Source organism: Peptacetobacter hominis (genome assembly GCF_006861675.1).
In the GTDB taxonomy this organism is placed as follows: domain Bacteria; phylum Bacillota; class Clostridia; order Peptostreptococcales; family Peptostreptococcaceae; genus Peptacetobacter; species Peptacetobacter hominis.
This window is the reverse complement of the sequence record NZ_SGJB01000003.1, coordinates 97,491-110,099: the sequence shown is the minus strand read 5'-3', so window position 1 is coordinate 110,099 and position 12,609 is coordinate 97,491. Positions and strand designations below refer to the sequence as shown.

Sequence of the window (12,609 nt, the reverse complement as noted above, 5' to 3'; positions counted from 1 at the left end):
CCTCCATACAGAAAAAGAGTCTATACAGACTCTTTTTCTTTTATTCATGTATATATTCAAATCTGTTCCAATCCTTGAATACATGCTGATATCCGATACTTTTCAGCATATCTGTAACCTGTTTTACCTCACAGTCATGATTAACCTCAAATTGAGCAGTATCATGTTCATTCTGAGAATGTCCTCCGACATCAGTTGAAACTCCTGCACTTATTTTTGTAACACCAAATGGCATTATATTTCTTCTCATTTCAAGGTTTTCTCTTGTAGATACATTAAGCCCCGCATGTGGATCAAAAAGTCTCATCGCAAGCATCGCCTGAACCATGTTTCTATCAGTTACATCCATTATTCCTTCAAAACATCCTTTGAAAGGTCTTATCCTTGGAGCTGAATAGGAAAGCTCTATATAAGGGTATTTATCCTTTAGATATTCTCCGTGCAAGATTGTAAAGAATGCATCCTCTCTCCATTTATAAAGTCCAAGAAGAGCTCCCAAAGTAAGAGTTCTCATACCAGCCATAGCCCCTCTTTCAGGTGCATCAAGTCTCCATTTGTAATTTGCCTTTGGTCCTTTTATATGAACCTTCTGGTACATTTCTTCATTATATGTTTCCTGATATACAGTAAGCCCTTCTGCTCCATTTGAAACAAGGTGTTTGTAACCCTCTACACTCATTGGATAAACTTCTATTCCTATTGAAGGAAAGTATTTCGAAGCACATTTAACCGCATCACCTATATATTCTATACTTGAATATTTTTCACTCTCTCCTGTAAGGATAAGTATATGTTTAAATCCCTGTTCTGCTATACTCTGGCACTCCAGATCTATTTCTTCAAGATTAAGTTTCTTTCTTTTTATTCCACTGTGACAGTTATATCCGCAGTAAAGGCAATGATTCTCACAATAATTTGCTATATACATAGGAGTATATAGTGTTACAGTCTTTCCAAAATTCTGTACACTTTCCTTATGTGCCTTCTGTGCCATTTCCTCCATGTGTCTTTCTGCTGCAGGAGAAAGAAGATTCAGAACATCCATATGGTTCATTCTGTGTTTTGCTATACTTCTTTTTACATCGTCATCCGTTACATTTTTCCAATACTCATCAAAATCAAAATCTCTATATTTTTCTATTACTTCATAAAAACTCATATTTGTCGCCCGCTTTCTTATTTTTAGTTAATTATTTATTATCAAGACTTCCTAAAAATCCTGTAAGCGGTGATGATGCATTTGCATATTCTGAAACAGCACCTGTTTTTGCAAGATAGGCAGCTCTACCACCTTCTACTGCAAGTTTAAATGCTCTTGCCATTTCAACAGGATCTCCTGCAGATGCTATTGCTGTATTTACAAGGACTGCATCTGCACCCATTTCCATAGCCTCCATTGCCTGTGATGGTTTTCCTATTCCTGCATCAACAACAATTGGTATATCAAGCTCTTCTATCATTATTCTGATCATTTCCTTCATCTGAAGACCTCTGTTTGAACCTATTGGGGCTCCAAGTGGCATTACTGCTGCTGCACCTGCCTCTATAAGTCTTCTTCCTGCATAAAGATCTGGAGTCATATATGGTAAAACTACAAATCCCTCATCTGCAAGTATTTTTGTAGCTTTTATTGTTTCCTCATTATCTGGTAGAAGATATCTCATATCTGATATTATTTCTATTTTTATAAAATCTCCACATCCCATTTTTCTTGATATTCTTGCTATTCTTACTGCCTCCTCAGCATTTGTAGCTCCTGAAGTATTTGGAAGAATTGTCATATCCTCAGGTATATATGTAAGTATATTTTCTTCTTTGTTTCTTTCATCAAGGTCCACTCTTCTAAGAGCCATTGTTATCATCTGACTTCCACTGGCTTCTATAACTTTTGGAAGAACATCATTTGAACCGTATTTACCAGTTCCTATAAATAATCTGCTGTCAAATTCGTGACCTTTTAATATTAACTTATCCATCTTTACATACGCCTCCTGAATAATTTCTATAATTTTTTATCCGCAAGAATCTGTACTGCAAGATTTGCCATATGATTTGCGCATATTGAGACTCTTGGAGCCATAAGCCCATCACCTTCTCTGGCCTCATGTACAAAATCACCGCATATATAGAAATTTTCTCTTATTTTTTTTGTCTGTATTATATTTGAGTCATAGTATCCAGCCATTCCCGAAGATGCTATGAGACATTTATTTTTCATATATTTAAGTACATAATTACTTATCCGAGCTTTACTTTCCGGATTATCAAATGCTTCTATTATGATGTCAGTATCACTAAATATTTGCATATTTTCAGGTGTTACCATAAGATCATGTGTTTCAATATCTATAAATGGATTTGCCATTTTTATATTTTCTTTTGTTGCTTCAGTCTTTTTTTTACCTATATCTGATATAAAGTAATTCTGCCTATTGAGATTTGAAGGTTCGACAATATCAAAGTCTGCAATTATAAGTTTCCCTATACCAACTCTTGCAAGCGATATGGCTATATTAGATCCAAGACCTCCAAGTCCAAGTATCGCTATTTTTCCGTCTTTAAGTGAATTGTGAAGACCCGGAGTATGCCTTGCAATAAGAAGTGACTCAAGTTCATCCTTATCCGGGCAGATTCCTTTTTTAATAAAAGATATCCTGTCTTTTTCTGAAACTGCTCTATTGTCTTTTTTTATATCTATTGGAAATCCGTTCAATATTGTTATATCAGAATTCGGGTAAAATTTTTCCTTTATATCTTTTAACTCTACACCCTCTGCAACACTTGTTTCTTTTTCATTTATATATATTTTTATATTGCAAAAGGACATTTTAACCGCCCCCTACAAAGGCTATAAGTTCAACCATAGCCTCTTTATCCGGTATATATGTATCGTACTCCTCTTCATCTATTATCTGCATATTTACTTCTACAACAACCCTTTTTCTGTCAATTTTATACACATCAAGAATTTCAGATATTGTCATTGTTTTATCAAAATCTACATCTTTTCCATTAATTTTCATGATTTCACCTCTTTTCAGGAAACATTTTATAAATCAGTTTTAAATTAATATCCTCTTAGTCAAACACAAGGTCTACCTCTTCACCTTTGAATATTTTATTTACAGTTCTTAATGCGCACATCTTGCCACACATAGTACAGCTGTCCTCATGTTCCGGTTTAGATGAGTCTCTATATTTTTTAGGTTTTTCAGGATCAAGTGCAAGCTCAAACATTGTATTCCAATCAAGTTCTGCTCTTGCTTTTGACATAGCATTATCCCAATCTCTTGCACCTTTTATTCCTTTCGCGATATCTCCTGCATGAGCTGCTATTTTAGTCGCAACAATTCCTTCCTTCATATCATCAAGATCTGGCAATCTAAGATGTTCTGCAGGTGTTACATAACATAGGAAATCCACTCCTTTAGATGCTGCCAGAGCTCCTCCTATTGCACTTGTTATATGGTCGTATCCTGGAGCAACATCTGTAACAAGAGGTCCTAAAACATAGAAAGGCGCTTCGTGACAAAGTTTTTTCTCAAGCATAACGTTTGCTTCTATTTCATTTATAGCCATATGACCAGGACCTTCTATCATTACCTGAACATTTCTTGCCCACGCTCTTTTAGTAAGTTCCCCTAGATTTATAAGTTCCTGTATCTGCGCATAATCTGTTGCATCTGCTATAGATCCAGGTCTACATGCATCACCAAGGCTTAAAGTAACATCATATTTTTCACATATATCAAGTATTTTATCAAACTGAGTAAGCATTGGATTTTCCTTGTTATTCATATACATCCATCCAAATAGAAGAGAGCCCCCTCTTGATACTATATGAGTAAGTCTTTTATCCTTTGCTATTCTATTTCCTATTTCTCTTGTAAATCCGGCATGTATTGTCATAAAGTCCACACCGTCTTTTGCATGCTGTTCTATAACCTGAAGGAACTGTTCCTCAGTTATTTTTACAAGTTCTGTTTCTGTAAATCCTACAGCATCATACATAGGAACAGAACCTATCATAGCCGGTGATATCTCTACTACTTTTTCTCTGAATTCCCTTGTCTTACCGTAGTTACTAAGATCCATTATGGCTTCTGCCTTCATCTCAATAGCAGTTTTTACTTTTTCAAGTTCTTTATCTACATCTTTGCAGTCTCTAGATATACCAAGATTTACATTTATTTTTGTCTTAAGACCTTTTCCTATTCCCTCTGGACTTAAAGATTTGTGATTCTTATTTGCAGGAATTACAACTTTACCTTCCGCTATAAGCTCTCTAAGTTCTTCAACATCCATCATTTCTTTATCTGCAACAATTTCCATTTCTTTTGTTATAATACCTTTTTTTGCCGCATCAAGCTGTGTAGTGTAGTTCATATCCATTACCTCCAAATAGTTAATGTTACAAATAAAATCAATCTTAAGCATATAAACCGCTTATAAATACTTTTATGCATATAAAAAGTGCCTTCCCTGAATCAGGGAAAGCACTGTAGTTTCAAATAATGTATGTATATAATAGATAGAATAAAAATTATGACTCTATCTACACTGAGTTTATACATTTCCTTTTATGATATATTTTCAGCAGCTTCCCTTCGCAAGCATTATCTTGATCAGGTATTTAGGGTTTGTAAGTTTAAGGCTCTTTCTCTCAGCTGACCAATTTCAGCGCCCCTAGCTTTTCGATTAAATTTTATTTCGAGATTAGTATATCACAATAGAATTATATGTTCAATATTTTATTTATCTTTATGCCAGTATTCAACATTTTCAAGACCTTCTATGTCATCTACATAGAATATTGGATCTTTTACTCCGGCTTTTTTCTGCTTAGTATAGTCATCAAGTGCTATATATGCAAATTTACCTAATTTCGCTATGACAATCATATTTATTATAGCCATAAATGCCATAAATAAATCCGCCATATCCCATACAAACTGAACCTTTGCAACAGCTCCGAAAAGAACCATTCCGCATACAAGAGCTCTGTATATATTAAGAGCACCCTTGCTTTCAGTTACAAACTGTATATTAGATTCACCATAGTAGTAATTTCCTACTATTGAACTGAATGCAAACAGGAATATACATATTGCTATAAATATTCCACCAAAAGAACCTATATGAGAAGAAAGTGCTTCCTGAGCAAGTGCTATACCTTCATTTGAACTCGTAGCATATCCATTATATAAGAGAACCATGAAAGCTGTACAAGAACATATTATTATAGTATCAGTAAAAACTCCTAATGACTGTATTAGACCCTGTTTAACCGGATGAGAAACCTCTGCTGTAGCCGCTGCATTAGGTGCAGAACCCATACCTGCCTCATTAGAGAATAAGCCTCTTTTTACACCTGTAAGAAGAACTGTCATAAACCCTGCTCCAGTTCCCATTATCATTTCGCTTGGTTTAAATGCTGATTTAACTATATCTGCAATAAGAGCTGGTACACTTCCTATATTCATTATAACTATTCCTATTGCAACAAGTATATATAAACCTGCAAATACAGGAACTATTATTTCAGAAACTTTTGCAACTCTGTGTACTCCCCCGAATATAACCGCTGCAGTAAGTGCAGCTAATACTATACCTATCACCAGGTAGCTTACTCCAAAAACATTATTGAATGCTATTGAAAGTGTGTTTGACTGAACAGAGTTGAATACAAATCCGTATGTAATACTTATAAGTATTGTGAATATTATTCCAAGCCATCTCATATTAAGTCCCTGCTCTATGTAATATGCAGGACCACCTTTATATGCAGTACCGTTTTTAACCTTATAAATCTGAGCAAGTGTACTTTCAACAAAGCTTGATGCTGAACCTATAAGAGCCATTACCCACATCCAGAAAATAGCCCCTGGTCCTCCTCCTGCTATTGCAAGAGCAATTCCAGCTATATTTCCAGTACCAACCCTTGAAGATGTACTTATACAGAATGCCTGGAAAGAAGAAATTTTACCATTTTTCTTTGCATTTTTATTTGCATTTCCATCAGTTAGAAGTTTAAACATTTCCGTAAAGTATCTAAACTGAACAAATTTAGTTCTGATAGAAAAATATATACCTAAAACTACAAGCATAATTATAAGTATATAAGACCATAAATAATTATTCATAACACCTATGAAACCATGTATCTGTGCTATCATATTAATCCTCCTGTTTTTATGTTATTAAAATTAAAATAGGTCAATTGTAAATAAAGTAACGACTTGCTTTAATTTTGAAAGTTTTTACAAATGACTTTTCATATTAACTAGATTATATCCAAATTCTATCCTTATTTCAAGGTATTAAATGAATAAATATATATATTATTATTCAATTATTCGATTAATAAGTTAATTGAATATATGTTTATCTTTTTATTTTTTTGCGTCAAACTTTTTTTCTTAATCAAATAAATGAATTTTAGGATAAGCCTTTCATTGTTTAATAATTATTTATCATCAAAACCTATTGATTTATCTTTTGAAAAGGTCTATTATATTTCTGTTCTTAAAATATATACTTATATTTTGAAACTTTTAATATAATTTAATATCGAAAACTTATATAGGAGGCATAATTATGGATTTTCAGCAGATATTATCAATCCTTATCTTCCTGGTTGTTATGGCTGCAATAATTTCCGAAAAGGTCAACAGAACAGTTGCTGCCCTTGCCGGAGCAATTTTAATGATTGTATCCAATATACTTACAGTAGATAAAGGACTTGAGCATGTAGATTTCAATACCATTGGTGTTCTTATCGGTATGATGCTTTTTGTTTCCGTTGTAAAAAATTCAGGTCTATTTGAATATATAGCAATATGGACTGCAAAGAAAACAAAAGGTGATCCATGGAAAATAATGGTTTACTTTATGATAGTAACAGCGCTATTATCAGCTGTTCTTGATAACGTAACAACAGTTCTTCTTATAGGACCTATGACTATCGTTGTTACTCAGCTTCTAGGAGTAAATCCAATTCCTTTCCTTATGACGCAGATACTTGCATCTAATATAGGAGGTACTTCTACTCTTATAGGGGACCCTCCAAACATAATGATAGGTAGTGCTGCCGGACTTAGTTTTATGGATTTCGTAATACATCTTGGACCAGTTGTTGTTGTAATACTTCTTGTAACAATACTTGCCTTCAGATTTATATACGGAAAGAACATGTCTGTAAGTGATGAAGCAAGAGAAAGTATAATGAAGCTTGACGAGAAAAAATCTATACAGGATAAATCTCTACTTAAAAAGAGTATTGTTCTTATTTTCCTTACACTATTTGGATTTGTTTTCCATTCAAGCCTTGGAATAGAATCTTGTGTGGTTGCTCTTACAAGTGCTGTTATAATGCTTTTCATAGGAAAGCAGGATATAGATGAGATATTTGCATCTATAGAATGGTCTACAATCTTCTTCTTTGTAGGTCTTTTCATCGTAGTAGGTGGTCTTGTTGAGTCAGGTGTAATTTCTATGCTTGCAGAACTTATAATAGGTGCAACAGAAGGACATATGGTTGCAACAATGATGATAATTCTTTGGCTTTCTGCCATTATATCTTCATTCCTTGACAATATACCATTTGTTGCTACACTTATACCACTTATACTTACAATGCAGTCACAGGGAATAGATGTAACTCCTTTATGGTGGGCAACTTCTCTTGGAGCATGTCTTGGAGGTAATGGTTCTCTTATAGGTGCTTCAGCTAACGTCGTACTTGCCGGTGTAAGTGCAAAACACGGACATCCTATAACATTTAAGTATTTCCTAAAAATAGGATTCCCTCTAATGATAGTATCTATATTAATATCAACTGCATATCTTCTTATCGTATTTTAATTAACAGAGTTTGTTATTCTGATTTAAATCATCGTTGAAATGATGTATAATAGTTTATAAGAAGGAGTGATTTTTATGGATTTAAATACATTTGAAGCGGATTCTATTGAGCTTTTACTTAGACAAATGGGTGCTACAGAAATCAAAAAAGTCAGAGGGATACTTTATTTTATAGAGTTTGAAATTGATGAGGATCTGGAAGTTTCATACTGCTATAACGTAAACAAGAAGGGTAAATATTTCCTTCAGAGAATAAATCCTTATCCAATTTCTGAGGGTGTTTTCGAAACAGAAATAGAAGTTGTTTCATTTATAACTAAGGACTTAAAGAAATTTAAAAATGCTAAAAACAGTAGAAACTTTAAAACTTTCCTTGAAGTTACAAACAAGGTAAACAAAATGACTGATACAATAGAATATCTTTTCCTTAACTACAATGTGGAAGGTAAAGATCTTGATAAGTTAAATCATGAAATAGATGATATAAATCTTACTGTTGAACAGATTGAAAAAAATGCAAAAGAATTATAGCAAGATAAAAGCCATGGAATTACATTCCATGGCTTTTTTATACACTATTTATTTTTATACACTATTCTATTTCACTGCCAGAAGCTTCTTTATTTTCTTCTACATCTTCTCTTTTTAGAATTTCCATAAACTCTTCACCTGTTATAGTTTCTTTTTCAAGAAGATATGCAGCAAGTTCATGAAGTTTGTCTATATTGTTCTGTAGTATCTCAACAGCCTGTTCATGACATGTTCTTACAAGAGATATAACCTCTCTGTCTATTTTAGCTGATGTCTCCGGAGAACATGCAAGAGATGCATCTCCACCAAGATACTGATTAGTTATAGTTTCAAGAGCAACCATACCAAATTCATCACTCATACCAAATCTTGTAATCATAGCTCTTGCTATTTTAGTCGCCTGTTCTATATCATTTGATGCTCCGGAAGTACTCATATTAAATACAACTTCTTCAGCTGCTCGACCACCTGTATATGTTGTTATTTTGTCTATAGCATCTTCTTTTGACATAAGAACCTTCTCGCCTTCTTCAACCTGCATTGTATAACCAAGAGCTCCAGATGTTCTAGGAACTATAGTTATCTTATGTACAGGGGCTGAATTTTTTGTTACTGCAGCTACAAGTGCATGTCCTATTTCGTGATATGCAATTACTTTTTTCTCATGTTCATTTATAACAGCACCTTTTCTCTGATATCCTGCGATTATAGTCTCTACAGATTCTTCAAGATCTCTCTGTGATACTGTTTTTCTATTTTCTCTTACTGCCATTAATGCAGCTTCATTTACTATGTTAGCAAGTTCTGCCCCAGATGCTCCTGATGTAGCCCTCGCTATTGCATTAAAGTCTATATTTTCATCATATTTTACATTCTGCGCATGTACTTTAAGTATTGCTTCTCTTCCTTTTAAATCAGGAAGCTCAACAGGAACTCTTCTATCAAATCTTCCTGGTCTTAAAAGAGCTTTATCAAGGCTTTCCGGTCTATTGGTTGCTGCAAGTATTACTACACCTATTCCACCGTCAAAACCATCCATTTCACTTAAAAGCTGGTTAAGTGTCTGCTCTCTTTCATCATTTCCACCGATTCCATTTCCTGAATCTCTCTTTTTACCTATAGCATCTATCTCGTCTATGAAAACTATACAAGGAGCTTTTTCCTTGGCCTGTTTAAATAAATCTCTTACTCTTGATGCACCCATACCAACAAACATCTCTACAAATTCAGATCCTGAAATTGAAAAGAACGGAACTCCCGCTTCACCTGCAACAGCTTTTGCAAGAAGTGTTTTTCCTGTTCCTGGAGGTCCTACAAGAAGAGCTCCTTTTGGCATTTGTGCTCCGATTTCTTTGTATTTTTCCGGTTTGTGTAAATAGTCAACTATTTCTTTTAGAGCTTCTTTGGCCTCATCCTGTCCTGCAACATCAGAGAATCTCTTTCCACTCTGTGCCGGAACATAAATTTTGGCATTTGACTTTCCAAACCGCATCGAATTTCCACCCATTTTTTTAGAAAGACTCTTTATCATCATATTCCCAAAGAATCCTATTATAGCAAATGGTATTATCCATGATATAAGAATATTAACAAGAGGTGATGTTTTTTCAGGTATTACCTTTGTGAAATCTACACCTTTTTCATTCAGTTTTTCAACTATATCCGGGTCATTCATATTACCGGTAACATATATATTTTTATCTTTTTCATCCTTTGGTAAAATAGCTATTTTATCGTCGTCTACTTCCACCGATTTTATTTCATTTTTTTCAAGCATTGTTTCAAATTTGCTGTAACTTATCTGAACTGTCTGTTTTTCCATTATCCCAGGAAAAACAAGTATATTCAGAAGCATGACAAATAACAGCATCATCGCATAATAATAAAACAGCGATTTTTTTGGTTTTTTCTCATCCATTATTGTTTCCTCCATATTTTATTTATAAAATCAGGTTTTGTAACCTGTTTATTATCTGTTTACTATATATTACCCTTTAGTATACGTTTTGAACCTTAATTTTTTCTTAAATATTTTGAAATACCAGTCTATAAAACAATTTCAGGGTTGTTAAATCACAACCCTTTGCATTATATATTTTTTTCCATTTCTATTCTCATTTTTTCCATTTCTGTCCAATCATATTTTCTATATGCATAAGAATCCGGATTTATTCCATTCTCAAGCCCTAGCCTAACCTGTCTCATCTGATTTGCAAACAGTTTTCTATCTATATATTCAGATACATCTACTCCATTTTCAAGCCCTTTTCTTACCTCTTCCATTACAGAGCTATAGCAATCAGGTCTTGCAAATTTTGATACATCAACCCCACTTTCAAAACCCTTTCTTATCTGCTCCATTTGACTCCATATAAACTTGTCACTTGCATATACTGATACATCGTATCCCGCTTCAAGTCCTAATCTTATCTGATACATCTGATTATTATCAAAAAGATGATTTGTATAATATGATACGTCAACTCCATTCATTATACCCATTCTTATCTCATACATCCGGTCATATTTATATCTTGGATCATCATATAAACTTACATCTATTCCATCTTCAAGGCCTAAATTAAGCTGATAAAGTTGATCTCTGTTATATAATCCACTGTTATAGTAGTCTTCTATTGTTTTCATTGTCATATTAAATCACCTCAATATTATATTCTATATATTTAAAATTATAACATATTATAGATTAAATATCTTCAATACTATATCAGTTAAAGAGATAATTATATTTGTACATCTTATTTTTTATAATTTTCCAAATATTCATCCGATTATGTTATAATTTATATAAGTATTCTTATAATCGTGGAAAGGCTGTGGTTTTATGCGTAAAAGTGATTCTAACGTTATACCTGATACAGCTGTAGACAGAATAAAAAAATCTGTTTCTGGAAGAGACTATTCTCTTGCCGACTATCAGTATCAGAGAATTATGGAAAGTATATATGATTTTGAACAGGACCTAGATAAAAACAGAGAAATTGCTCTTTATCTCACAAATTTTGGTGAAAGTGTACTTATGAATGTTACAGATATCGGTTACAGCAATCCATCTCTTATACATTATTTTGGATATGTAAACGGAAACTATTCTGAACTTATTCAACACGTTTCTCAGATAAATTTTCTTATAACTTCAACTGAAAAAACAGATGATGATAGACCTGCCAGAAGGATTGGATTTAAAAACAATCTCGACGACAAGGAGGACGATACTCCAAGCAAAGAGGAAATTGAAGATTATGAAGAAAATATAAAACCCCTGAGAACAAAATTTTAAATTCATATGATTCTTAGATTTACGACGTTAAAAAAGCATGAGTCATTTGACCCATGCTTTTTATTTTTATAGCCCTTTTATATAATTTACTATTTCGTTTATTATCCAATCTGGTGTAGATGCTCCAGCTGTTATTCCCACAGTTTTATATTGTTTTATTTCTTCACTATTTATATCAGATACTGTTTCCACTGCAAATGTAGGACATATATTTTCACATATTCCAGCCAGTTTCTGTGTATTTGAACTATGTTTCCCGCCTATTACAATCATACAGTCTACATCTTTTGCAAGTTTTGCTGCAGCTTCCTGTCTGGCTTTTGTAGCTGAGCAAATTGTGTTATTTATTTCTATATCTTCTATCTTATTTTTTAGGATTTCTACAATCTCCCCATATATTTTAAGATTCATAGTAGTCTGGGCAACAAGACAATATTTTCTGCCACTTAGAGCTTTGAATTTTTCTGCTTCTTCAACTGTTTTTATTATTGTTGCAGAATTATCACACCACCCATTTATTCCCATTACTTCCGGATGTTTTGAATCTCCTATAACTATTATTTCGTATCCCTCAGTAAATTTATCATGCACTATATTATGTATTTTTTTTACAAATGGACATGTCGTATCAACAACTGTAAGTTTCTTTTCTTCGGCAAGGTCATATACATTTTTGCATACACCATGAGATCTTATTATCATCTTTGCATCGTCTTTTATATTTTCTATATTATCTACTGTAATAAGTCCATTCTCTTCAAACTTCTCAATCGCCTGTTTATTATGGATAAGAGGTCCTAATGCATATACGCCATTTTCATCGCCTTTGCATACCTCATCCCATGCAAGTTTCATCGCTCTTTTTACACCAAAGCAAAAGCCTGCATTTTCTGATATTATTACCTCCATATACT

At 33.3% G+C, this 12,609-nt stretch carries 12 protein-coding genes and 1 riboswitch; of the genes, 3 read left to right on the top strand and 9 right to left on the bottom strand.

The window, feature by feature from the left end; genetic code table 11:
* Positions 1-40: 40 nt before the first annotated feature.
* The 6 genes from thiH to EXD82_RS02580 form a co-directional block, all read right to left on the bottom strand.
* Entirely contained in the window at positions 41-1,159 is a 1,119-nt protein-coding gene (gene thiH, locus EXD82_RS02605) for a 2-iminoacetate synthase ThiH (protein ID WP_142535358.1), read from the bottom strand.
* Between the two features lie 31 nt (positions 1,160-1,190).
* Entirely contained in the window at positions 1,191-1,976 is a 786-nt protein-coding gene (locus EXD82_RS02600) for a thiazole synthase (RefSeq protein ID WP_142535357.1), read from the bottom strand.
* Between the two features lie 26 nt (positions 1,977-2,002).
* The gene (gene thiF, locus EXD82_RS02595; RefSeq protein WP_142535356.1) at positions 2,003-2,827 is read right to left on the bottom strand and encodes a thiamine biosynthesis protein ThiF; all 825 of its coding nucleotides are present in this window, start codon (positions 2,825-2,827) and stop codon (positions 2,003-2,005) included.
* Between the two features lies 1 nt (position 2,828).
* On the bottom strand, positions 2,829-3,023 hold the full coding sequence (gene thiS, locus EXD82_RS02590) for a sulfur carrier protein ThiS (RefSeq protein ID WP_142535355.1): 195 nt from the start codon (positions 3,021-3,023) through the stop codon (positions 2,829-2,831).
* A gap of 55 nt (positions 3,024-3,078) precedes the next feature.
* Entirely contained in the window at positions 3,079-4,386 is a 1,308-nt protein-coding gene (thiC, locus tag EXD82_RS02585; protein WP_142535354.1) for a phosphomethylpyrimidine synthase ThiC, read from the bottom strand.
* Between the two features lie 199 nt (positions 4,387-4,585).
* Positions 4,586-4,698: riboswitch (TPP riboswitch) on the bottom strand.
* A 53-nt stretch (positions 4,699-4,751) separates the two neighbouring features.
* Positions 4,752-6,176 (bottom strand): alanine/glycine:cation symporter family protein, encoded by a 1,425-nt coding sequence (locus EXD82_RS02580; protein WP_142535353.1) that lies wholly within the window; start codon positions 6,174-6,176, stop codon positions 4,752-4,754.
* 421 nt (positions 6,177-6,597) lie between these two features.
* Between EXD82_RS02580 and EXD82_RS02575 the strand changes: the two genes are divergently transcribed.
* Together EXD82_RS02575 and EXD82_RS02570 are read left to right on the top strand one after the other, a co-directional pair.
* A complete protein-coding gene (locus tag EXD82_RS02575; RefSeq protein WP_142535352.1) occupies positions 6,598-7,863 on the top strand; it encodes an ArsB/NhaD family transporter in 1,266 nt (421 codons plus the stop codon).
* A gap of 75 nt (positions 7,864-7,938) precedes the next feature.
* Positions 7,939-8,394, top strand: coding sequence for a hypothetical protein (locus tag EXD82_RS02570; RefSeq protein ID WP_142535351.1), 456 nt, complete (start codon positions 7,939-7,941; stop codon positions 8,392-8,394).
* A 61-nt stretch (positions 8,395-8,455) separates the two neighbouring features.
* Here the strand turns inward: EXD82_RS02570 and ftsH are convergent, their stop codons facing one another.
* Together ftsH and EXD82_RS02560 are read right to left on the bottom strand one after the other, a co-directional pair.
* Positions 8,456-10,312 carry an ATP-dependent zinc metalloprotease FtsH gene (gene ftsH, locus EXD82_RS02565; protein WP_142535350.1) on the bottom strand — a complete coding sequence of 619 codons (1,857 nt, stop codon included), beginning with the start codon at positions 10,310-10,312 and terminating at the stop codon, positions 8,456-8,458.
* Between the two features lie 170 nt (positions 10,313-10,482).
* Entirely contained in the window at positions 10,483-11,046 is a 564-nt protein-coding gene (locus EXD82_RS02560) for a hypothetical protein (protein ID WP_142535349.1), read from the bottom strand.
* A gap of 193 nt (positions 11,047-11,239) precedes the next feature.
* Here EXD82_RS02560 and EXD82_RS02555 point away from each other — a divergent pair, with 193 nt between their 5' ends.
* A complete protein-coding gene (locus tag EXD82_RS02555; RefSeq protein ID WP_142535348.1) occupies positions 11,240-11,695 on the top strand; it encodes a DUF6173 family protein in 456 nt (151 codons plus the stop codon).
* 66 nt (positions 11,696-11,761) lie between these two features.
* Here EXD82_RS02555 and EXD82_RS02550 read toward each other — a convergent pair whose 3' ends face one another.
* A complete protein-coding gene (locus EXD82_RS02550; RefSeq protein ID WP_142535347.1) occupies positions 11,762-12,604 on the bottom strand; it encodes a 4-hydroxy-3-methylbut-2-enyl diphosphate reductase in 843 nt (280 codons plus the stop codon).
* Positions 12,605-12,609: the final 5 nt, after the last annotated feature.

Bases quoted from the DNA above. Each gene is read 5' to 3' on its own strand.
- EXD82_RS02550 (WP_142535347.1), bottom strand. From the start codon at position 12,604: ATGGAGGTAATAATATCAGAAAATGCAGGCTTTTGCTTTGGTGTAAAA.
- thiF (WP_142535356.1), bottom strand. From the start codon at position 2,827: ATGTCCTTTTGCAATATAAAAATATATATAAATGAAAAAGAAACAAGT.
- EXD82_RS02575 (WP_142535352.1), top strand. From the start codon at position 6,598: ATGGATTTTCAGCAGATATTATCAATCCTTATCTTCCTGGTTGTTATG.
- EXD82_RS02570 (WP_142535351.1), top strand. From the start codon at position 7,939: ATGGATTTAAATACATTTGAAGCGGATTCTATTGAGCTTTTACTTAGA.
- EXD82_RS02555 (WP_142535348.1), top strand. From the start codon at position 11,240: ATGCGTAAAAGTGATTCTAACGTTATACCTGATACAGCTGTAGACAGA.
- thiS (WP_142535355.1), bottom strand. From the start codon at position 3,023: ATGAAAATTAATGGAAAAGATGTAGATTTTGATAAAACAATGACAATA.
- EXD82_RS02580 (WP_142535353.1), bottom strand. From the start codon at position 6,176: ATGATAGCACAGATACATGGTTTCATAGGTGTTATGAATAATTATTTA.
- EXD82_RS02600 (WP_142535357.1), bottom strand. From the start codon at position 1,976: ATGGATAAGTTAATATTAAAAGGTCACGAATTTGACAGCAGATTATTT.
- EXD82_RS02560 (WP_142535349.1), bottom strand. From the start codon at position 11,046: ATGACAATGAAAACAATAGAAGACTACTATAACAGTGGATTATATAAC.
- thiH (WP_142535358.1), bottom strand. From the start codon at position 1,159: ATGAGTTTTTATGAAGTAATAGAAAAATATAGAGATTTTGATTTTGAT.
- ftsH (WP_142535350.1), bottom strand. From the start codon at position 10,312: ATGGATGAGAAAAAACCAAAAAAATCGCTGTTTTATTATTATGCGATG.
- thiC (WP_142535354.1), bottom strand. From the start codon at position 4,386: ATGAACTACACTACACAGCTTGATGCGGCAAAAAAAGGTATTATAACA.